Origin of the sequence: Cellulomonas xiejunii, assembly GCF_024508315.1 — a bacterium.
GTDB classification, from domain to species: Bacteria; Actinomycetota; Actinomycetes; order Actinomycetales; family Cellulomonadaceae; genus Cellulomonas; species Cellulomonas xiejunii.
On record NZ_CP101987.1, the window covers coordinates 400,244 to 419,465 of the forward strand.

Annotated in this window: 21 protein-coding genes; 8 read left to right on the forward strand and 13 right to left on the reverse strand. The window is 75.3% G+C overall.

The features are described from left to right. Positions 1 to 32: 32 nt before the first annotated feature. On the reverse strand, positions 33 to 461 hold the full coding sequence (locus NP048_RS01920; protein ID WP_227577810.1) for a rhodanese-like domain-containing protein: 429 nt from the start codon (positions 459 to 461) through the stop codon (positions 33 to 35). On the opposite strand from NP048_RS01920, the gene NP048_RS01925 reads away from it, so the two are divergent. Then, positions 451 to 1,005 (forward strand): Lrp/AsnC family transcriptional regulator, encoded by a 555-nt coding sequence (locus NP048_RS01925; protein ID WP_256769407.1) that lies wholly within the window; start codon positions 451 to 453, stop codon positions 1,003 to 1,005. The two genes, NP048_RS01920 and NP048_RS01925, sit on opposite strands and share 11 nt — an antisense overlap. A gap of 12 nt (positions 1,006 to 1,017) precedes the next feature. Here the strand turns inward: NP048_RS01925 and NP048_RS01930 are convergent, their stop codons facing one another. Next, positions 1,018 to 2,001, reverse strand: a complete 984-nt coding sequence (locus NP048_RS01930) for a DNA polymerase III subunit beta family protein (protein ID WP_227577812.1) — start codon at positions 1,999 to 2,001, stop codon at positions 1,018 to 1,020. A 33-nt stretch (positions 2,002 to 2,034) separates the two neighbouring features. Then, positions 2,035 to 3,255, reverse strand: coding sequence for an MFS transporter (locus tag NP048_RS01935; protein WP_227577813.1), 1,221 nt, complete (start codon positions 3,253 to 3,255; stop codon positions 2,035 to 2,037). A 249-nt stretch (positions 3,256 to 3,504) separates the two neighbouring features. Here NP048_RS01935 and NP048_RS01940 point away from each other — a divergent pair, with 249 nt between their 5' ends. Continuing rightward, positions 3,505 to 4,050 (forward strand): hypothetical protein, encoded by a 546-nt coding sequence (locus NP048_RS01940; RefSeq protein WP_227577814.1) that lies wholly within the window; start codon positions 3,505 to 3,507, stop codon positions 4,048 to 4,050. Between the two features lie 157 nt (positions 4,051 to 4,207). Here the strand turns inward: NP048_RS01940 and NP048_RS01945 are convergent, their stop codons facing one another. Next, the gene (locus NP048_RS01945) at positions 4,208 to 4,816 is read right to left on the reverse strand and encodes a TetR/AcrR family transcriptional regulator (protein ID WP_227577815.1); all 609 of its coding nucleotides are present in this window, start codon (positions 4,814 to 4,816) and stop codon (positions 4,208 to 4,210) included. A 120-nt stretch (positions 4,817 to 4,936) separates the two neighbouring features. Here NP048_RS01945 and NP048_RS01950 point away from each other — a divergent pair, with 120 nt between their 5' ends. Further along, entirely contained in the window at positions 4,937 to 5,290 is a 354-nt protein-coding gene (locus tag NP048_RS01950; RefSeq protein WP_227577816.1) for a DoxX family protein, read from the forward strand. Positions 5,291 to 5,326: 36 nt separating this feature from the next. Here the strand turns inward: NP048_RS01950 and NP048_RS01955 are convergent, their stop codons facing one another. From NP048_RS01955 to NP048_RS01965, 3 genes are all read right to left on the reverse strand, one after another. Beyond that, on the reverse strand, positions 5,327 to 5,893 hold the full coding sequence (locus tag NP048_RS01955) for a GNAT family N-acetyltransferase (RefSeq protein WP_227577817.1): 567 nt from the start codon (positions 5,891 to 5,893) through the stop codon (positions 5,327 to 5,329). A 199-nt stretch (positions 5,894 to 6,092) separates the two neighbouring features. Further along, positions 6,093 to 6,443: a hypothetical protein gene (locus tag NP048_RS01960; protein WP_227577818.1), complete on the reverse strand. Its 351-nt coding sequence runs from the start codon at positions 6,441 to 6,443 to the stop codon at positions 6,093 to 6,095. A 109-nt stretch (positions 6,444 to 6,552) separates the two neighbouring features. Beyond that, positions 6,553 to 7,245, reverse strand: a complete 693-nt coding sequence (locus tag NP048_RS01965) for a histidine phosphatase family protein (RefSeq protein ID WP_227577819.1) — start codon at positions 7,243 to 7,245, stop codon at positions 6,553 to 6,555. 104 nt (positions 7,246 to 7,349) lie between these two features. On the opposite strand from NP048_RS01965, the gene NP048_RS01970 reads away from it, so the two are divergent. Then, positions 7,350 to 8,033: a 4a-hydroxytetrahydrobiopterin dehydratase gene (locus tag NP048_RS01970; RefSeq protein ID WP_227577820.1), complete on the forward strand. Its 684-nt coding sequence runs from the start codon at positions 7,350 to 7,352 to the stop codon at positions 8,031 to 8,033. Here NP048_RS01970 and NP048_RS01975 read toward each other — a convergent pair. Continuing rightward, complete coding sequence (locus NP048_RS01975; protein ID WP_227577821.1) at positions 8,030 to 8,542, reverse strand: AAA family ATPase; 513 nt, start codon at positions 8,540 to 8,542, stop codon at positions 8,030 to 8,032. The genes NP048_RS01970 and NP048_RS01975 overlap by 4 nt on opposite strands. A 157-nt stretch (positions 8,543 to 8,699) precedes the next feature. Between NP048_RS01975 and NP048_RS01980 the strand changes: the two genes are divergently transcribed. Next, positions 8,700 to 9,626, forward strand: a complete 927-nt coding sequence (locus NP048_RS01980) for a hypothetical protein (RefSeq protein WP_227577822.1) — start codon at positions 8,700 to 8,702, stop codon at positions 9,624 to 9,626. Here the strand turns inward: NP048_RS01980 and NP048_RS01985 are convergent. The 3 genes from NP048_RS01985 to NP048_RS01995 are packed head-to-tail and all read right to left on the reverse strand — an operon-like array spanning position 9,571 to position 12,177. Beyond that, entirely contained in the window at positions 9,571 to 10,866 is a 1,296-nt protein-coding gene (locus NP048_RS01985; protein WP_227577823.1) for an alpha/beta fold hydrolase, read from the reverse strand. The two genes, NP048_RS01980 and NP048_RS01985, sit on opposite strands and share 56 nt — an antisense overlap. 50 nt (positions 10,867 to 10,916) lie before the next feature. After that, complete coding sequence (locus tag NP048_RS01990) at positions 10,917 to 11,675, reverse strand: YqjF family protein (protein WP_227577824.1); 759 nt, start codon at positions 11,673 to 11,675, stop codon at positions 10,917 to 10,919. A gap of 55 nt (positions 11,676 to 11,730) precedes the next feature. Then, on the reverse strand, positions 11,731 to 12,177 hold the full coding sequence (locus NP048_RS01995; protein ID WP_227577825.1) for a phage holin family protein: 447 nt from the start codon (positions 12,175 to 12,177) through the stop codon (positions 11,731 to 11,733). A 270-nt stretch (positions 12,178 to 12,447) separates the two neighbouring features. Between NP048_RS01995 and lysX the strand changes: the two genes are divergently transcribed. Together lysX and NP048_RS02005 are read left to right on the forward strand one after the other, a co-directional pair. Further along, positions 12,448 to 15,801: a bifunctional lysylphosphatidylglycerol synthetase/lysine--tRNA ligase LysX gene (lysX, locus tag NP048_RS02000; protein WP_227577826.1), complete on the forward strand. Its 3,354-nt coding sequence runs from the start codon at positions 12,448 to 12,450 to the stop codon at positions 15,799 to 15,801. Next, a complete protein-coding gene (locus NP048_RS02005; protein ID WP_227577827.1) occupies positions 15,798 to 16,610 on the forward strand; it encodes a hypothetical protein in 813 nt (270 codons plus the stop codon). The genes lysX and NP048_RS02005 overlap by 4 nt, the downstream gene beginning before the upstream one ends. Positions 16,611 to 16,714: 104 nt before the next feature. On the opposite strand, the gene NP048_RS02010 is transcribed toward NP048_RS02005, so the two are convergent. Both NP048_RS02010 and NP048_RS02015 read right to left on the reverse strand, forming a co-directional pair. Continuing rightward, positions 16,715 to 17,071, reverse strand: coding sequence for a MerR family transcriptional regulator (locus NP048_RS02010; protein WP_227577828.1), 357 nt, complete (start codon positions 17,069 to 17,071; stop codon positions 16,715 to 16,717). A 23-nt stretch (positions 17,072 to 17,094) separates the two neighbouring features. Continuing rightward, positions 17,095 to 18,039, reverse strand: a complete 945-nt coding sequence (locus tag NP048_RS02015; protein ID WP_227577829.1) for an aldo/keto reductase — start codon at positions 18,037 to 18,039, stop codon at positions 17,095 to 17,097. Positions 18,040 to 18,144: 105 nt separating this feature from the next. Here NP048_RS02015 and NP048_RS02020 point away from each other — a divergent pair, with 105 nt between their 5' ends. Continuing rightward, the gene (locus NP048_RS02020) at positions 18,145 to 19,167 is read left to right on the forward strand and encodes a zinc-dependent alcohol dehydrogenase family protein (protein ID WP_227577830.1); all 1,023 of its coding nucleotides are present in this window, start codon (positions 18,145 to 18,147) and stop codon (positions 19,165 to 19,167) included. Positions 19,168 to 19,222: the final 55 nt, after the last annotated feature.

A 19,222-nucleotide genomic window follows, 5' to 3' on the forward strand; every position in this document is an offset into this window, starting at 1 on the left:
TGTTGCCGGAATCCGGCAACAACGCTTCACACTCATCGGGACGGTGCCGTGAGGGGGTCCGGTGCGCGGCGCGAGCGGCCGTCGTCGGAGACGGTCGCGAAGCCCTCGCGCACCCAGTACTCGTACCCGCCGATGAGCTCGCGCACGCGGGTGTAGCCGAGCTCGGCCAGCGCGAGCGCGCCCCAGGTGCTGCCGTTGCACCCGGGGCCCCAGCAGTACACGACGACGTCGGCGTCGCGGTCCGGCAGGACCTCGTGGGCGCGGTCGGAGAGCTCCGCGCCGGGGACGTGCACGGCGCCGGGGATCCGGCCCTGCCGCCACCCCGCCTCCGACCGGACGTCCACGACCACCGGGCTGCGTCCGGCGGCACGGTCGGCGGCGAGGTCCGCGGGGTCGGTCTCGTAGGTCAGCTTGGCGGCGAAGAAGTCGCGGGCCGTGAGGGAGGTCTGCATGGCCTCCATCGAACGCGGCGCAGCATGCCGCGACCAGGGGCGATGCCCGGCGAAACTGGGACGCGACCGGGGATCCGCTGGTAGTTTCCCGCTCGTGCCGTCGATCCCACGCCTCGACTTCGACGCGACCGACCACCGCGTCATCGAGCACCTGCAGCGCGACGGCCGGATGAGCGTCGCCGACCTCGCCCGGGCGGTCAACCTGTCGCCCAGCGCGACGGCCGACCGGGTCCGCCGCCTCACCGACGCCGGCGTCATCACCGGGTACTCCGCGACGGTCGACCCCGAGGCGCTCGGCTACCCGATCGCGGCCTTCGTGCGACTGGCCTACCCGTCGGGCAACTACCGGCCGTTCCACGACCTGGTCGACACCACTCCGGAGATCGTCGAGGCCCACCACGTGACCGGCAACGACTGCTTCGTCATCAAGGTGATCGCCCGGTCGATGAGCGACCTCGAGCGCATCACGGGCAAGCTCGCGACGCTCGGCGGCATCACCACCAGCGTCGTCTACTCGACCACCGTGCCGCGCAGGAACCTCCGGCCCGCCTGACGCCGGACCGCGTCAGCGGTGCAGCAGGACGGGCATGACGAGGCCGACGTCGTGCGGGCGGTCGGCGGGGGAGACGCTCAGCGCGGACCGCGCGTGGTCGCGCGCCAGGGCGACGTGCTCGGACCGGGCGGCACGGACGGCGTCGAGCAGGAACGACCGGGAGTAGCCGAGCGTGTCCGTCGGACGTGGCGCAGCGAACTCCGCCGTGTGGCCGTCGAGCCGCACGACGACCACGTCGTCCGCCCGCGCGACCGTCTCGGCGAGCTCGTCCCACGCGACGGTCGTCGCGGGCTGCGAGCTGCCCGGGGGCAGCAGCGCCTCGTAGTCCGGGTACGCGGCGGGCAGCGGCTCGCCGACGTGCCCCAGGACGTCGAGCCGGCGCGGGGCCAGGGTGACCGACCCGACGTCGGGCAGGCGCGCGGACGCGACCTCCTCGAGGAGGGCGAGCGGCGCGACCACGCGGGCCTGTGCGCCCGACGGCTGCCGCACGGGCACCGTCGCGACCGCGATGCGGAAGCGGTCGCACGCGACGAGACGCAGGGTCGCCCCGTCGAGGTGCAGGAGGACGCCTGCAAGTCCTGGCCACCGCGGGTCGCGGCCGACGGCGTGGCGCACGGCCGCGATCGCCGTGACGAGGTCCCGGGTGACGACCGTGCAGCGGCCGGGCTGCCGCAGGAGCGCCTGGGCCGCGTCGAGGTGCGCGGTCGCCACCTCCAGGTCCTCCTCCAGCCGGCGGCGGTGGCGCGCGAGGACGGCGTCCGCCTGGTCGGGCGCCGCGAGGACGGCCACCAGGTCGGCCACCGGGAGGCCCGCCTGGCGCAGGCTCGCGACCAGCCTGGCGCCGTGGACCTGCGCGGAGCCGTACCAGCGGTACCCCGTCGCGGGGTCGACGTGGGCGGGCCGCAGCACACCGGCGGCGTCGTAGTACCGCAGGGCGCTGACGGCCAGGCCGCTGGCCCGCGCGAGGGCGCCGATGCTGAGCAGGTCGTCGGGCACGGGACCACTGTGAGGCCTCGACCGACGTGAGGGTCAAGAGGCGACGCGGACGCGGGCCCACGCCGCGCACCCCGCGAGGCCGACGGCCGTGACGCCGAGGGCCCAGGACGGTGACGTCACCTCGGCCAGCGCACCGAGGGCCGTGGTCGTCGCCAGCACGGGCAGCAGCTGGGCGAGACCCACGAGCGCCTGCACCCGCGCGAGGTGCGTCCGGGGTGCGCTGCCCAGGACCATCGGCGCGAGCCGTGCGGCGAACGCACCGCTCCCGAACCCCGCGACCGTGCCACCGACCACCGTCACGACCATGGCGACGGGGCCGTCGAGGGTCGCGCCGCCCGCGAGCACCGGCACCCCCGCCGCGCTGAGCGCGAGCCCGCCCGCGGCGGAGACGGTCCCGACCCGGGACGTGGGCCCCCGGCGTCGCGTCGCGAGCAGCGCCGCGCTCACCGCCCCGACGCCCACGGCGCCGGCGACCGCGCCCGTCTGCCCCGGACCCCAGCCGGACGCCCGGCCCAGCAGCGGCACGAGGAGCGACGGCACCGGCAGCAGCAGCGCGGCGCCCGCGCCGGTGAGCAGCAGCGCCGCCCGCAGACCGGGAGCACGTGCGACGACCCGGAAGCCGTCGAGCAGGTCCAGGCGCGGCGCGGGTGTCCCGGCGGCGCGCACCGGCCGGGTCGGGTCCCGGAGGGCGACCAGGACGGACAGCGCGACGCCCGACGCCCCGGCCGCGAGGCACGCGACCACGGCCAGACCGACGCTGCCGACCAGGAGTCCGCCCAGCGGTGCGGACGCCAGCAGCACGATCTGGCTCACGCCCTGGCGCAGGGCGAGCGCGCGGGGGAGCTGGTCGTCGGGGACCAGGCGACGCGGCATCGACCCGGCCGCCGGCAGGCAGAACGCGGTGACCGTGCCGAGCGTCAGCGCCGCGCCCATGAGCAGCCAGACCGGGCTGCCGAAACGCGTGAGCGCCGCCGCCAGCCCGCAGGTCAGGGTGAGCAGCGCCGCCTCCCCGGCGATCAGCAGGTGTCGTGCGCCGACCCGGTCGGCCACCGCGCCGCCCACCAGCAGCAGGACCAGCCGGGGCAGGCCGCCGAGCGTCAGTACGAGGGCCGCGGTCGTCCCGCCGATGCCGGCCGCGACCCAGCCGAGCGCGAAGCCCAGGGTGGCGTCGCCGAGGCGTCCGACGGTGAAGCCGGACAGCCACGAGAGGTAGCTGACCGGGAGGGCCGGTGCGGGTTCCTCGACGACGGTCACGGCCGCACGCTGCGGCCTCCACCCGGTCGAGGGTCAACCGGTGCGCGGCTCGCCCGACCGCAGGGACGCCCTCGCGTCGCCCGCGTGAGGTGGGCGCAACCCGCGCGAGACGCGTCGAGCGGGTCCGGATTCGACGAGCATGGACATGCTGTCGGGAGCCGATGGACGAGCGACGCGCGATCAAGGTGCTGCTGACGGTCGGAGGCGGTGGTCGCGCCCGTCGAGGCGCCGGTGCGGTGGGATGGGGACGTGGACGTGGACGCCGTGGCGTGGGTCAGGTGGGCGACCGTCGGTGCGGGCGGTCACGTCGCGCGCCGCACGAGCGCCTGGTGGGAGCGCCTCGTTGCCGCTCGGGAGGGGCGGGCGCCGCAGCCGCTCGTCCACGCGGTGCTCGAGGTGGTGGTCGACGGTGTCGCGATGGACGTCGACATGGGCCCCACGTGGGGCAGGACGCGGGGGACGCGACGCGTCGTGCTGAGCGGTCCGGTGGGGTCGCGGTGGCTCGGGTGGTGCGCGCTGTTCCGCTACGAGCTGCGCGTCGTCGACGCCGGCCGCCGGCCGCCGGGGGTCTTGGAGGTCGGCGACGAGCTCCGGCTCCCGGCCGACGTGCTCGCCCTTCTCGCCGACGTCCCGGCGTACACCTGGGGTCGCGACGAGGCTGCGGTAGGGGAGATGTGGACGTCGAACTCGGTGGTGTCGTGGCTCCTGGAGCGGGCCGGGGTGCGGGGCGTCGAGCCGCCGCGCGGGTACCGGGCGCCCGGCTGGGCCGCGGGCGCACGGGTGGCCCGCCGCTGACCCGTCGCCCGGGCCCGCTGCTCACGCGAGCGACAGGAACAGCTTCTCCAGCACCGCTTCTCCAGCACCGCTTCTCCAGCACCGCGACGTCCTGCGAGGGGTTGGCGCGGCAGCTCTACCGCTCCCCAGCACGCCCGCCCGCTGCCGCCACCCTGGTTCAGATCCGCGACGGCGGTGTCAGCGGTGCGTCACCGGCGTGCCGGAAGGCCTGCAGCATGTACTCACCGAACCGCTTCCAGGCCAGGGGCGCCGACCGCTGGGTGCCGCGCAGCAGGCCGCGTGCGGCGTGCTGGAGCAGGTGCAGGTCGGTGCAGTCGAAGTCGGCGCGGACGGCACCGGCGTCCTTGGCGCGCGCGACGAGCACGAGAGAGGCGCGGAAGGCACGGGTCTTCTCGGCGACGAACAGCTCGGTCCCCTCCCCGGGCGAGAGCAGGACGTCGCTGAACGCGGCGTCGGTGGCCTGCTGCTCGAGCATGAACATGACGTAGTCGTCGAACGCCTCGCCGGGCGCGGTGAGCGCCTGCTCGGCGGCCTGCTCGGTGCGCTCGGCGTAGCGGCGCATCTTCTCCTCGAGGACCACGGCCATGAGGGCCTCGAGCGACGCGAACCGCCGGTAGACGGTGCCGACCCCGACGCCGGCCGCCTCGGCGATCTGCTCCAGGGTCGTCTCGCACCCCTTCTCGGCGAGGACCGAGCCGGCGGCGCAGATGATCGCCTGGCGGTTGCGTTCCGCGTCGGCGCGCAGGGGGCGGGCGGGGATCGCCATCACGTCAGTCTACCTATGTGGAATGAACACTCCACTTGTGTGGTTGACGGGACGCGGAGCGATCGTTCCGCTCAGCTGCCGCTGCCCTCGCGCCGCACAGAGCCTCACCGAAGGAACCCCATGTTCATCGCGCTCGTCGTCCTCACCGTCCTGCTCGCCCTCGTCGCCACCAGCTCGGCGGTGATGAAGCTGCGCAGGAACGAGCAGGTCGTCTCGTCCATCGTCGGCACGGTCGGCTTCCCCGAGCGTCGCCTCCCGGTCCTCGCCGGCCTCGAGATCGCCGGCGCGGTCGGCATCGTCGTCGGCCTGTGGGTCGCGCCCCTGGGCATCGCCGCCGCGGTGGGCCTCACCCTCTACTTCGTCGGCGCAGTCATCGGCCACCTGCGGGTCCGCGACACCAAGGGCGTCACGTCCCCGCTCGTGCCGCTCGTCCTGTCCATCGCGGTCCTCGTGCTGCGCGTCGTCACCGCCTGACCCCGGCGGGGGGCGACGACGTGCGTCCGACGCACGTCACGAGGGGGAGGTGGCGCGCGCCGCCTCCCCCTCGAACGTCGTCGGCACCCGGTAGCGGCGCGTGGCCACGTCGTCGCCCGGGACGTGCGCCACGTCCTGCAGCACGCCGCCGCAGCGCTCGATCGTCCGCGCCGACCCGGTGTTCCCGTCGTCGCAGGTCACCAGCGCCTCGCGGACGCCCACGGAGCGGGCGACCGCCAGCGCCCCGCGCAGCATCGCGGTGGCGTACCCGCGCCGACGGTGCGCAGGCAGCACCGCGTAGCCGATGTGGCCGCCGACGACGGTCAGCGCCTCGGTCAGCGCGTGCCGCACCGAGACCCGCCCGACGAGCACCCCGTCGACGTCCCCGACGAGGAACGTCGCCGGGACCCAGCCGTCCGGCAGGCCGACGCCCACGCGCACCTCATCCAGGCGCCGCAGGTAGGCGTCCCAGCCCTCGCCGGGGCGCACCCCGAGCAGGAAGTCGCACCCGTCACGTGCCAGCTCGTCGTGCGCGGCCCGGGCGGCGCCCTCGTCCTGGAGCGTGAGTGCGCGCAGCTGCAGCGTGGCGCGGGGCCGTGTCATCCGCGCACGCTCCCACGGACGGGACCGGCTGTCGTCCGGTATGCCGGGTGGGCTGCGGCGCCCGCGCTGCGCGAGCGTCGCGAGACCGGCCCTGGCTCGCTCATCCCGATCGATGAAGGAGCCAGGCCCGGTCTCGCGGGAGGGCCGTCCCATGAGGTGGACGGGCACCGCGATGCGCTTCGGGTCGGCGCGGCGCGAGTCAGCGGTACTCCGCGACGACCTCGATGCGCCCGACGATGTGCCGGTTGAGCTCGTCGAGGTCCTCCGCGGGGATCCAGTACTCCAGGATCGTCTGCCCGCCGGCCTGCTGGACGTCGTACCGGTCGAGGAACGACGTCCGCACCTCGAACCGCGTCACGTACCCGACGCCGCTGGCCCTCACGTTCCAGTCCCGGGCGATGCGGGTGGCGTAGTCCTCGTTGAGCACCGGGTAGAAGATCGACTGGTCCGGCAGACGCGGCGGCCACGCACGCCACCCGGCGGCCTCGACCAGGGCGAGCTCCTGCGGCCCCGTGGGGCGCCACAGCGTGGTCGTGTCCGTGTGCGTCATGGCGCAGGAGCATGCCCCTCGCGGACCAGCGCCGGCCACGGGATTCCCTGCGTCCGTGCCGCGGGGTGCATCGGGCCGGTGGACCTACGCCGCGAGACGTGCGGAGCCGTCACCCCTGCAGGTGGGCGACGTCGCCGACGGTCACGACCGCTCGGTTGTGGAAGAAACCGTCCTCCCGCAGCGTGGTGATGCTCCCCGACGGCACGGGGAACGCGACGTGGCCCGCGGACTCGATGGGCATGCCGATCCAGGCCGCGACGACGAGGGACGCGGTGAACCCGTGGGTCACGACGACGAGCTCGTCGACGTCGAGCGTCAGCGCGTCCGTCATCGCCGCGTAGGCGCGGACGGCGACGTCGAGGCGGGTCTCCGTCGCCGGCAGGCCGTCGTGGTGGCGCAGCCGGTCGCCGACCGCGGGCGGCGGCACGAAGCGGGCGTCGAGCCAGGACTGCGGTCGGCCGCCGGCCTCGCCGTACGACTTCTCACGCAACCGCGCGTCGGGGACCGCGCGGAGGCCCAGCGCGTCGCCGACGACGGTGGCCGTCCGGTGCGCGCGTCGCAGGTCCGACGTCACGACGGCGGCCGACGACGACGCGGCGATGCGGGCACGCAGCGCCCGGGCGACGGCCGCCGCGTGCTCCTCCCCGCGCGGGGTGAGCTCCGAGTCGAACTGCCCGCCGACCAGCCCGTCGACGTGGTGGGTCGCCTCGGGGTGCGTCACGACGTGGACGGTGCGTTCACGAGCCGGCACCCGGCCGGGGACGGGTGGTGGCGGGAGGGTCTGCGGAGGGCTGGTGGCCATGGGGACAATCTGCCCCACGGCGGCCCTGGACCGGTGCGGCGTGCGGTCGTAGCGTCAGGCGGGCGACCACGAGCGCCGCAGCGGGACCACAGGGGGCCACGACCATGGACATGCTGGCGGACGACGAGATCACGCAGGCCGGGCTGACCGACTGGCGCAAGCTGGCCCAGGGCCTGCACGCCCGCTACCTCGTCGACGACTTCGGCACCGCCGCACGGTTCGTCGCCGCGCTCGGCGAGCCGGGCGACGCGCTCGGGCACCACCCGAGCGTCTCGATCGGCAAGGGGTACGTGGACCTCAAGCTGGTCAGCCCCGACGCGGTCTACCGGGACGGGGCCACCGAGCACGTCGTGGAGTGGGTGACGCAGAAGGACGTCGACCTCGCGCGGCGGATCACGCAGATCGCTGCCGAGCACGGGCTCACCGCCGACCCGGCCTCGGTCAGCGTCGTCGAGCTCGGCCTCGACACGGCCCGCTCCGCGACCATCGCCCCGGTGTGGGCCGCCCTGCTGATGGGGGACCCCGACTCCCAGGGCCGCGGGTCGCCCAGCGACGAGATCCGGGACGCGACCGGCCGGGTGCCGAACCTGTGGTTCGGGGACGCGGACGAGCAGGACGGCCCGCGTCAGCGGTTCCACGTCGAGGTGTACGTGGCGCCGGAGGCCGCCGAGCAGCGGATCGCCGCCGCCGTGGCCGCCGGTGGGACCGTCGTGGACGACAGCGGCGCGCCGGGGCTCACCGTGATCGCCGACCAGGACGGCAACACGGGCGTGGTCTGCGTCGCCTAGGACGCGTCCGACCGCGGGACGACGCCGCACCGGCGGAGGACCTCGTCGACGACCTGGTCGAGCGGTGCCGTGGCGTCGATCGCGACCCCGGCCGGGACGGTCTCCTTCGTGCGGTGCCACCGCGTGACGAGGGCACGGTCGGTCGGCCTCCCGTCACGCCAGTGCTCGTCCGGCCGCGCGTCGAGGCGCCGGTGCAGGGTGGCGAGGTCGACCTCGAGGACGAGCACCGTGTCGAAGGCGTCGACGAACGCGGGGAAGTTCCGCGAGCCGCCGCAGAAGAAGGTCACCTCCTCGCGCTGGTCGGCCACGAGGGCGCGGACCTTCGCGACGTCCCAGACATGGTCGTCCCGGCCGCTGACCGCCAGCGGCGCGCCGGTCTCCGGGTCGCCGGGGTAGGCCAGCTCCCGGTCGCCGTCGACCGCCTGGAAGCCGCGTCGCGTCAGCTCACGGCACACGGATGACTTCCCGGTGCCGGAGAGGCCCTCGACGAGATGGTTGGCCCTGCCCACGCGACCGACGGTAGCCCTGACGCCCGGGCGTCACCGGGACCGGGGCGTGAGGTGTCCTCGCATCATCGCGCGCCTCCAGGCGGTGCGGCCGGCGGGTGATCCGGCTGGCGTCGAGGCCGATCGGTATCCAGCAGGTGCCTGCGCGGTCCTTCCCAGCATGCCCCGGGAGGCCCGCACGCCCGCCGACGACCGTCTCGTCCTCGACCGCCCCGACGACGTCGCCCACGCGGCGAGGCTCCTCGCCGACGGCGTCCCCGTCGCGCACGGGTTCGGGAACATCTACGCGCTGACGGCCCGCGCCGACGCGGTCGAGCGGGTCAACGCGCTCAAGGGGCGGCCCCGCGACCAGACGGGCAGCCTGACGGCACCATCGGGGCAGGTGCTGGGCGCGTTCGACCTGTCGGCGCTGCCGGCCTGCGTGTCACCGAGTCTGCTGGCCGACGTCGTCGACGTCTTCTGCGCCCTCGGCCCGTTCGGGTTCCGTGGACCCGCGGCCGCGCACGTGCCGTCGGGCCTGACCGCGCTGGACGGCTCGGTGACGACCGCCCAGGTGATCGTCCCGGGCGACGCGTGCCCGTCGCAGCGGTTCCTCGCGGCGGCGTCGGACACCGCCGGTCTGCTCGCCATCTCGTCGGCGAACCGCTCCCGGCACGTGACGGGCGAGGGCGACGCACCGGTGCACTGGCGCGCCGACGCCCTGCGGGCCGAGCTCGCCGGTGGCGTGCTCGTGCTGCTGGAGCACCGGGACGAGGCGGTGGCCCGTGCCCGGTTCCCGCGTCACACGACCGTCTCGACGACGATCCTGGCCTTCCACCGGGCGGAGCGGGCCCACGGCCGCGTCCACCTGCGGCTCGAGCGGCACGGGTCGCTGGCCGCCGAGGAGGTCGCGCGGGCGCTGGCGGCGCTGGACGTCGGTCTCACGGCCGGGCCGCGTGCGGCCGTCCGGCTCGCTCCGCGCGCGTACGACCCCGGTTCGCAGCCGCCTGCTGATCGACGTCCGGCCCGGGCGACCACCATGGCGGGGTCGATCAGGGTGCCGGGGTCGCCAGGTGCTCCACGAGGAACGCGACGCTGCGGGCGATGACGTCCTCGGCCTGGTCGTAGGTCCACGCGCTGTGCGGGTACCCGTCGAAGACGTCGACGCGGTCGTCGGGCCCCACCTCCGCCAGCAGCGCCTCGCGGTTCTGGGTCGAGACGTACGCGTCGGCGGTGCCGAAGACGAGGTGGCACGGGGCCGTCACGGTCCGGAACCGGTCGGGGACACCCGCGTCGTGCGCCTCCTGCCAGAACGCGTTGCCGACCCGCTGGCCGCCCTCCTCGACGAATCCCTGCGGCCCGGGGGAGAACTCGTCGACGCTCGCGTCCGGCACCCACGCGACCACCGCGTCCACGGGGACCTGTGCCGCGGCGCAGAGGACGGCCGAGCCGCCCATGCTCTGACCGAACAGCGCCACCCGACGGCCCAGGTCGCGCTGCTCCCGTGCGAGCGCGGCGATCGTGTCCACCCAGACGGTGAAGCGGGACTCGAGGAAGTCTCCTGCGGAGTCGCCCGACCCGTACTGGTCGAAGCGGATCGAGGAGATGCCGCGCTGCGCGAGGCGGCGCGCGGCGCGCACGAAGGTCCGGTTCGGTCCCGACTTCTCGCCACGGAACCCGTGGCAGAACAGCACGACGGCGTCGCCGCCCGCCTCGTGCCGTACGGCGGCGAGGGACCGGCCCAGGACCTGCAGGTTCACGGAGGTCTCCACGGGCACCGGCCCGGCGAGCGATCCGACACCGGCACCGGACGTCGAGTTCACCGCGGCGACCGCGTCCAGGTCGTCGGTCGTCATGCCCGCCGCGCTCAGCACCGTGCGCAGGACGGCCGTCTTGCCCGCGACGTACTCGTCCATCGACGTCAGCTCACGCCCGGCCAGCGCACGCTTCACAGCGGCGTACTGCGCCCGCAGGGCCGGGTCCGCGCGCAGCACGTGGCGCACGGCCAGGTGGTTGCGGAGCGCCAGGCAGCCGTCGACGCAGACGTACACGTGGCGTGGGGTGCCGCCCGCCGGTGCCGTGACGGCGTGCCGGCCGGGGATGCCCTGCTCACCCGTGTACGTGTAACCCGCTGCGCCCAGGGCGGCGATCGCCGGTGCCAGCTGCGCCGCGTCGACCACCACGTCGACGTCGATGACGGGCTTCGCCGGCAGGCCCGGGACGGCGGTGCTGCCGACGTGCTCGATCGACCGCACGTCGACGGACGCGAGGGCCGCGTCGAGCTCGGCCTCGACGCGTCGGAAGGCAGCCGGCCAATCGTCGTCGTACGGCACCACGGTCACACGCACGGCCCGATGCTCCCACGGCGGGCCGACGGCGCGGCTCGGGGCCTCCGCGGTCAGCCGGGCAACGGCGTGCGGACGTCCACGGGCGGGCCGAAGTCCGTGCGGACCCCGCGCGAGAACAGGACCGAGGCCGGTGGTCGGAGCGCCGTCCCCGGGAGCCCGCAGGCGGCGACGAGGCGGTCGTCGACGGTCAGCAGCTCGGCGGTCTGCAGCGGCCACGTCGCATGGCGGTTGGGCACGTACAGCGTGCGGCCGAACGCGCGCGTGTGCAGCCCCCAGCGCGCGGTGAGGAACTCGGCGACGGCGTCACCGGGCGCGAGCGCCGCCCCCGGCCGCACCGCGACGTGCGTCGTCGCGTCCCGCGGCCCGGGCCAGCGGCGTCGCGACGTGTACGTCAGGACGCCGTCGGCCTCGCTCACCCGCATCCGCGCCCACGTGTAGGGCAGTGCGAACACGGCCCGCGTGCCGAGGACGAACGCCAACCGGGACGCCTCGAGCGTCAGGAAGACGACGCCGCGGCGTCCCTGCTCATCGACCGAGTAGAGCCGGACGTTCGTCTCGGGGAACGTGCCGAGCCACGGGACGCCGGGCCCGAACCCGGCGCCCACGCCGACCATGCGGAACGGCACGAGCCCGACCCAGCTCGACCCGTCGTGGACGTCCGGTCGCGTGCCGGCCGGCAGGAGGGGCGCGACGACGTCGGGCGCGACCCGCCAGTGCACGAAGGTGAGGTCCCGCCACGACTGCCGCGTGATCGCGCGACCCGTCAGGTCGGGGGCGGTCGTTGTCACGGGCTGGGGCTCGCGCGGCATGGCGACACTATGCACCGGTCCGCGACCGGCACGGCACCCGCAAGGAGGGGCGCGCCTACCCGTCCCGTGGCCGCCGTCCCGGGCGCCCGCCGCGTGCCCGCTCGCCACGGCGGCCGGTCGGGGGCTCGTCGTCGCGGCGGGCGCGCAGGAGGACGAAGGGCAGGAGGAACGTGCCCAGCGCGGTCACGAGCCACACGACGAGGGTCGCGAGGACCCACGCCGTGACCCCCCGGATCCGCAGGCCGTCGGTGACGAGGGTCGCGACGACGAGGGCGACGAACGTCGAGAGCAGCCCGACGCCGCCGAGGAACGCCTTCGCGTACCGATCGGTCATCTTCATGACGACGGGGGACAGCACCGACTGCGCGAGGGCGAAGACGACCACGGTCACGACGAACCCCGACGTCGAGACCTCGACCCCGTCGACCAGGCCGGCCGCCGCCAGCAGGCCCAGGGCGGCGGCAGCGAGGAAGACGAGAGCGCGCAGCAGCAGGTCGGTCATCCCCGCTCCCCGTCCCCGGACGTGTCCACGGCCTGCCCCCTCGTCGACGTGCGGTGCACCGGTGGTACCACTGACGTCACGATGGCCCGGCGTGCGCGCCACGTCCTCACCCTGAGGGGGTGAGCCGCCCGGGAGACCTCGGCGACGGGCTGTCAGGGCGCGCGCGGCGAGCACCGTCCCTACGCTGCGAAGGGGGACGACGGTCGCGCATCGCGGGCCCGCGTCGGTGGGGGACGCTCAGGGGCAGACGCGCCCAGGACGGAGCACGTCGTGAGCAGTCGCACGGTGCCGACCAGGCCCGACGCGCCGGCGGGCAACGTCGGTGCCCGCCGTCGCGGTGCGCCTGCGGGCACCGTGGTCGCGGGGCCCTGGGCCGACACGGTCGCCAAGGTCGCCGCCCGGGTCGTGCAGGCGTTCACCGCCTGGCAGGTCGTGGCCCTGCTCCTCCTGCCGTTCGCGCCCGGCGTGGTGCGCACGGTCGGGGACGTGCTGTCCGTGCTCAACCTGCCTTCCCACCCCGGTTTCTTCTCGCTGGTGCTGCTCGCGACGATCGCGTCGGGCCTCGTGCGGCACCAGCGGGTGGCGCTGTGGTTCCTCGTGCTCGTGTGGCAGGCGCCCGTGGCCGTCGTGGGAGTGGTGACGGCGCTCGCCTGGGTGGTCGACCCCGCGGGGCGCGCCGACCTCGGGGTGACGGCGGGCGACGTCGTCGCGTGGGCGGTGGCGCTGGTCGCCGTCCCCGTCCTCGTCAGCGCACGGGCCGCGTTCCCGGCGCGGGTGCGGCCGGGCGCCTGGTGGCGGTCCCTCCTGGTCGTCGCGGGGTTCCTCGCCGCCGGCGCGCTGCTGTCGTTCGTGCTGCTGCGGCTGGTCGGTCGCGGGCTGCCGCCGGTGGGGGACCAGCTGCGCTGGGCGCTCGCGCAGGCGTTCGGCGCGTACGGCTCGGTGCTGAACCCCGGCACGGTGGGGCGCGTGCCCGCATGGGTCGGCGTCGTCGGCGGGTTCGTCGCCGCGGTCGGCCTGGTGCTGGCGCTCGCGCTGTTCGGGCGCTCGCGGCAGCCGGTGGGGACCGACGCCGCCGACGACCGGCTGCAGGTCCGGCGGCTGCTGCTGGAGCACCCGTCCGACGACTCCCTGGGGTACTTCGCGACCCGGGACGACCGGTCGACCATCTTCTCGGCCGACCGGCGGGCCGCCGTGTCGTTCCGCGTCGTGTCGAGCGTCTGCCTCGCCGCCGGGGACCCGCTCGGCGACCCCGACGCGTGGCCGGACGCCGTCGCCCGGTGGCTGGCGACGGCGCGCCGCTACGGCTGGGTGCCCGCCGTGACGTCGACGACCGAGGTCGGTGCGCGGGTCTACCGGGCGGTCGGGCTGCACCCGATCGTGATGGGCGACGAGGCCGTGATCGTCACCCGCTCGTTCGACCTGATGCGGCCCGCCATGCGCGGCGTGCGCCGTGCGGTCGAGCGGGGGCGTCACGCCGGGTACGAGGTCCGGGTCCGGCGGCAGGCGGAGGTGCCGCCCGACGAGCTGGCGGCGGTCGTCGCGGAGGCGGACCGCTGGCGGCGCGGCGAGGAGCGCGGGTACTCGATGGCGCTCGACCGGTTCGGCTCACCGGTGGACCCCCGCGAGGTCGTCGTCACCGCGCACGACGCGGACGGCCGGCTGCGCGGGGTGCTGTCCTTCGTCCCGTGGGGGCGCCGCGGCCTGTCGCTGGACGTCATGCGGCGCTCGCCTGACGCGGTCACGGGCGTCACCGAGCTCATGGTCAGCGGGCTGGTCGACGCGTCGCGGGACATCGGGGTCGATCGGATCTCCATGAACTTCGCGATGTTCCGCGAGACGTTCCAGCTCGGCGAGCGCGTCGGTGCCACCCCGGTGCAGCGCCTCAACCGGCGCGTGCTGCTGCTCGCGTCGCGCTTCTGGCAGCTCGAGCAGCTGTACCGCTCCAACGAGAAGTACCTGCCGGAGTGGCAGCCGCGGGTGCTCTGCTACGAGAGCGCGGGGCACCTCACGCGCGTGGTGCTCGCGCTCGGGCAGGCGGAGGGCTTCGTGCCCCCGCTGCGTCGGCTCAGCGGTGCCGAGCGCGAGCCGGTGCACCAGGCCGACGACCCCGCGTTCGTCGCCGCCGCCGTCGCGCAGGAGCAGGAGCTGCTCGCGGTCAAGGTCGCCCCGCGCCGGTTGACCCAGCAGCAGCGCGTCCGCCATGCCAAGCTCGACGTCCTGCGCGCGGCAGGGATGGACCCGTACCCCGTCGCGGTGCCGCGCACGCACACGGTCGGCGCGGCACGCGGCGTCCCGCTCGACGGTCCCGAGGTGTCGGTCGTCGGACGCGTCGTGCGGCTGCGCGACCTCGGCGGGGTCGTGTTCGCGGTGCTCCGGGAGGGGACCGACGAGGTGCAGGCCCTGCTCACGGCGTCCGACACGGCCGGGCTCGACCTGTGGCGCCGCACGGTCGACCTGGGGGACCACGTCGGCGTGACCGGCCACCTCACGCGCAGCCGCAGCGGTGAGCTCAGCGTCGCCGTGTCCTCGTGGCGCATGGCGGCCAAGGCGCTCACGCCGCCGCCGGACAAGCGGCGCGGCCTGGCCGACGCGGAGGCCCGCGTGCGGCTGCGGCACATGGACCTCGCGCTGCACGACGCCGCGGCGGCCGCGTTACGCGCCCGGTCGACCGCGGTGTGGTCGATCCGCAGCTCGCTGGTCGCCCGCGGCTTCCTCGAGGTCGAGACGCCGATCCTGCAGCGCGTCCACGGCGGCGCCAACGCGCGTCCGTTCACCACCCACATCAACGCGTACGACCTGGACCTGTACCTGCGGATCGCGCCCGAGCTGTTCCTCAAGCGCCTCATGGTCGGTGGCGTGGGCAAGGTCTTCGAGCTCGGCCGCAACTTCCGCAACGAGGGCGTCGACGCGACGCACAACCCCGAGTTCACGTCGATGGAGGCGTACGAGGCGTACGGCGACTACACGACGATGCGCGAGCTCACGCGGGAGCTGATCGTCGCGGCGGCCGTCGCGGTGCACGGCGAGCCGGTGGCGCACCGGCCGGGCGGTGAGGTCGTGCGGCTCGACGGGCCGTGGCCCGTCGTCACCGTGCACGAGGCCGTGTCGCGGGCCGTCGGCCGGGAGGTCACCCCGGACCTGCCGCTGGGCGAGCTGCAGGCGCTGTGCGGGAGCCTCGGTGTGGCGTGGGAGCCGACGGAGGCGCACGGCGCGCTGGTGTCCGAGCTGTACGACCGGCTCGTCGAGGGGCAGACCGTCGCGCCGACCTTCTACACCGACTTCCCCGTGGAGACCTCGCCGCTCACGCGCGCGCACCGCGCCGACCCGCGCCTCGCCGAGCGCTGGGACCTCGTGGCCTTCGGCGCCGAGCTCGGCACGGCGTACTCCGAGCTGGTCGACCCGGTCGAGCAGCGCCGGCGGCTCACCGAGCAGTCGGTCCTCGCCGCGGCCGGCGACCCCGAGGCCATGGAGGTCGACGAGGACTTCCTCGACGCGCTGGAGTTCGGCATGCCGCCCACGGGGGGAGTGGGCATCGGGGTCGACCGCGTCGTCATGACGCTCGTGGGCGGCACCATCCGGGACACGCTCGCGTTCCCGTTCCTGCGGCCGCAGGGGCGCGCGTGACGCTCGCGCTGGTCGCGGCCGTCGCTGCGGCCGTCGGGTACGGCGTGAGCACCGTGCTGGAGGCGGTCGGTGCGCGGCGGTCCCCGGGGGCGGGGGCGCTGCGGCAGCCGCTGGTGCTCGGCGCGCTGGTCCTGGACGGCGTCGCGTGGCTGGCGTCCCTGGTCGCGCTCGACCGGTTGCCGCTGTTCGCGGTGCAGGCGATCCAGGCGTCGTCGGTGGTCGTGGTGGTGGTCCTCGCGCGGTTCGTCCTCGGTGCGTCGACGCGGCGGCGGGACGTCGTGGCCGTCGCCGTGGTGGTCGCCGCGCTCGTCGTCGTCGCGCTGGGGTCCGGGGAGCAGCCGGCCGTGACGCCGCCGCCCGGGTTCACCGCGGGGATGCTCGTCGCCTCGGGGGTGCTGGTCGCTGCGCTCGTGGTCGTGTACGCGCGGGGCGGCGCGCTGCTGCTCGCGCTGCTGGCCGGGCTCGGCTACTCCGGGGCGGCGGTCGCGGCCCGCGGCGCGCACGCCTCCGGCGACCTGCTCGCCACCGTGGCGCAGCCGCTGACGGTCGTGATCGTGGTGGGCGGGGGCGTGGGCGTGCTGGCGTACCTGCGAGCACTCGAGCGGGGGTCGGCGGGCGGCGTGGCCGCCCTGTCGTCGGTCGTGGAGGTGCTGGTGCCCGGCGTGGTGGGCGTCGCCGTCCTCGGTGACACCGTCCGTGCGGGGTGGGCCGTCCCGGTCGCGCTCGCGGTCGTCGCGGCGGTGGCCGGGTGCGTGGTGCTCGCCCGGAGCCCTGCCGGCGTCGCGGCGGAGGCCGCGGCAGGTCCATGACGCTGGCCTGTCACGGATGTCAGGCAGTCCCCCGTCCACAGCCGTCTCGGGGGTCGGACGCGGGACTCCGGCCCGGGGACCTGGTGGTCGCGCCGGGAGGCGCGCTACGACTCCTGCGCGTAGTGCGCGATCTTGCCGTCGAGCACGGCAACGGCGGCGAGGATCCGCTGCGCCTGCTCCTGGAGCTCCGCGCGGCGCGCCCGCAGGAACGCGACGCGGTCCGCCGCGCCGGCCTCGGTGCGCAGCAGCTCGGTGAACCGGCGCAGCTCCGCGATCCCCAGCCCCGCGTCGCGCAGGCAGGTGACGAGGCCGATCCACGCGACGTCGTCGTCGTCGTACCGGCGCTGCCCGCCGGCCGACCGGGCGATCGGGCCGACCAGGCCCTCGCGCTCGTAGTACCGCAGCGTGTCGACGGACAGGCCCGTGCGCTGCGCGACCTCACCCGGTGCGTACCCCGTCATGGGAGCCATCGTGGCAGCGCCCGTCAGACCGCGGCGTCCAGGCACGCCCGGACCTCGTCGGGCAGGGCGAGGTCGCGCGCCGCCATGGCCTCGGTCAGCTGGTCGAGCGAGCTCACGCCCAGGATCGGGCTGATCCCCTGCGCCAGCAGCCAGGCGAGCACCACCTGGTTGCGCGTCGCGCCGAGCCCGTCGGCGACCTCGGCGAGGACCGCGAGCCGCCGGTGCGTCCCGGGGTGGTCGTAGCCCTCCGACAGCGGGCGGTCGTCGCGCACGTACGCCCCCGTGAGCAGCGGCGAGTAGGCCCACACGTCGAGCCCTTCCGTGCGTGCGTGGTCGAGCTGGTCGCGCTCGGCGTGCACGTGCCCGCCCTCCGGGAGGGTCACACCCGGCCGCGGCCGGACGTACGAGTAGCGCAGCTGCACCGCCGACCACGGCTCGGCGCCGCGCTCGCGGGCGATCGCACGGGCCTGCTCGACGCGCCACGCCGCGTGGTTCGACGCGCCCAGCCGGCCGACCTGCCCCGCGGTGACGAGCGCGCCGAACGCCTCGACCGTCTCGGCGAGAGGGACATCGCGGTCCTCCGCGTGCGCCCACAGCAGGTCCACCGCGTCCAGGCCCAGCCGGTCGAGGGACGCCGCGAACCCGCGGGCGATCGCGTCGGCGGACAGGCCCTCGGAGGACGAGGGCCACTCGTGCGGGACGAGCGGCTGGTGGCGGACCTTCGTCGCGAGCCGCACTCGCTCGCGGACTCCCGGGCGCGCCGCGAACCACCGGCCGAGCAGGCTCTCGCTCTGCCCGCCGACACCCGAGGGGTCCTCCCAGAACGAGTAGCAGTTGGCCGTGTCGATCCACCGGCCGCCGAGGTCGACGAACGCGTCGAGGAGGTCGGTCGAGAGCGCCTCGTCGGCGCGGGTGCCGAAGTACATGGTCCCGAGGACGGGCGAGGGCGCCCGCTGCGTGATGTCCATGACGACGAGCGTGCAACCTGGAGCGCGCTCGAGGTCAAGAGCGCCCGGCTTTCCGGGAAGCGGCGCCGGGCGCACAGTGGAGGTCCGTACCGAGAGGGAGAACCCATGCGCGGCGTGATCATGTACGGCCCCGGTGACGTCCGCGTCGAGGACCGCGAGGACCCCACGATCGTCGAGGCGACCGACGCCGTCATCCGGATCACCGCGACGTGCATCTGCGGGTCCGACCTGTGGCCGTACCGCGGGGCGGACCGGGTCGAGCGCGCGAAGATGGGGCACGAGTACGTCGGCGTCGTCGAGGAGGTCGGCTCCGCGGTCAGGACCGTGAAGCCCGGCGACTTCGTCGTCGGGTCGTTCGTCATCTCCGACGGCACGTGCGAGATCTGCCGCGCCGGTTTCCCGTCGAGCTGCGTGAACCGCGTCTTCGTCGACGGCGCCATCGGCACCCAGGCGCAGAGGGCGCGCATCCCGTTCGCGGACGGCACGCTCGTCGCGACACCGGGACAGCCCGACCCCGACCTCGTGCCGCACCTGCTCGCGGCCTCCGACGTCCTGGGCACCGGCTGGTTCGCCGCCGTCGCCGCGCAGGCCGGCCCCGGCAGGACGGTCGCGGTCGTCGGTGACGGCGCGGTCGGGCTCATGGGCGTGCTCGCCGCCAAGCAGCTCGGCGCCGAGCGGGTCATCGCCATGTCACGGCATGCCGACCGCCAGGAGCTCGCCCGTCACTTCGGCGCCACCGACGTCGTCGAGGAGCGTGGTGACGCGGGCGTCGCGCGCATCAAGGAGATGACCAACGGGCTCGGCGCCCACTCGGTCATCGAGGCCGTCGGCAGCCAGGAGTCGATGACGCAGGCCATCGGTGCGGCCCGGCCCGGCGGCAACGTCGGGTTCGTCGGCGTCAGCCACGACGTCCAGCTGCCCGGCCAGCTGCTGTTCTTCTCCCAGGTGCAGGTCCTCGGCGGCCCGGCGCCCGTGCGCCGCTTCCTGCCCGACCTCATCCAGCTCATCTGGGACCGCAAGATCGACCCGGGCCGGGTCTTCGACCTCACGCTGCCGCTCGAGCAGGCCGCCGAGGGGTACCGGGCCATGGACGAGCGGCGCGCCACCAAGGTGCTCCTGACCCCCTGAGGGCCGCTGCCGCGACGCCGCCGTGGCCGATATGCCCAAAACGCTGCGGTTCGCC

Coding starts and splice junctions, on each gene's coding strand:
- NP048_RS02020 (WP_227577830.1), top strand. CDS start 18,145: ATGCGCGGCGTGATCATGTACGGCCCCGGTGACGTCCGCGTCGAGGAC.
- NP048_RS01960 (WP_227577818.1), bottom strand. CDS start 6,443: ATGACGCACACGGACACGACCACGCTGTGGCGCCCCACGGGGCCGCAG.
- NP048_RS02015 (WP_227577829.1), bottom strand. CDS start 18,039: ATGGACATCACGCAGCGGGCGCCCTCGCCCGTCCTCGGGACCATGTAC.
- NP048_RS01990 (WP_227577824.1), bottom strand. CDS start 11,675: ATGCCGCGCGAGCCCCAGCCCGTGACAACGACCGCCCCCGACCTGACG.
- NP048_RS01950 (WP_227577816.1), top strand. CDS start 4,937: ATGTTCATCGCGCTCGTCGTCCTCACCGTCCTGCTCGCCCTCGTCGCC.
- NP048_RS01965 (WP_227577819.1), bottom strand. CDS start 7,245: ATGGCCACCAGCCCTCCGCAGACCCTCCCGCCACCACCCGTCCCCGGC.
- NP048_RS01970 (WP_227577820.1), top strand. CDS start 7,350: ATGGACATGCTGGCGGACGACGAGATCACGCAGGCCGGGCTGACCGAC.
- NP048_RS01920 (WP_227577810.1), bottom strand. CDS start 461: ATGGAGGCCATGCAGACCTCCCTCACGGCCCGCGACTTCTTCGCCGCC.
- NP048_RS01925 (WP_256769407.1), top strand. CDS start 451: ATGGCCTCCATCGAACGCGGCGCAGCATGCCGCGACCAGGGGCGATGC.
- NP048_RS01945 (WP_227577815.1), bottom strand. CDS start 4,816: ATGGCGATCCCCGCCCGCCCCCTGCGCGCCGACGCGGAACGCAACCGC.
- NP048_RS02010 (WP_227577828.1), bottom strand. CDS start 17,071: ATGACGGGGTACGCACCGGGTGAGGTCGCGCAGCGCACGGGCCTGTCC.
- NP048_RS01955 (WP_227577817.1), bottom strand. CDS start 5,893: ATGACACGGCCCCGCGCCACGCTGCAGCTGCGCGCACTCACGCTCCAG.
- NP048_RS01995 (WP_227577825.1), bottom strand. CDS start 12,177: ATGACCGACCTGCTGCTGCGCGCTCTCGTCTTCCTCGCTGCCGCCGCC.
- NP048_RS01980 (WP_227577822.1), top strand. CDS start 8,700: ATGCCCCGGGAGGCCCGCACGCCCGCCGACGACCGTCTCGTCCTCGAC.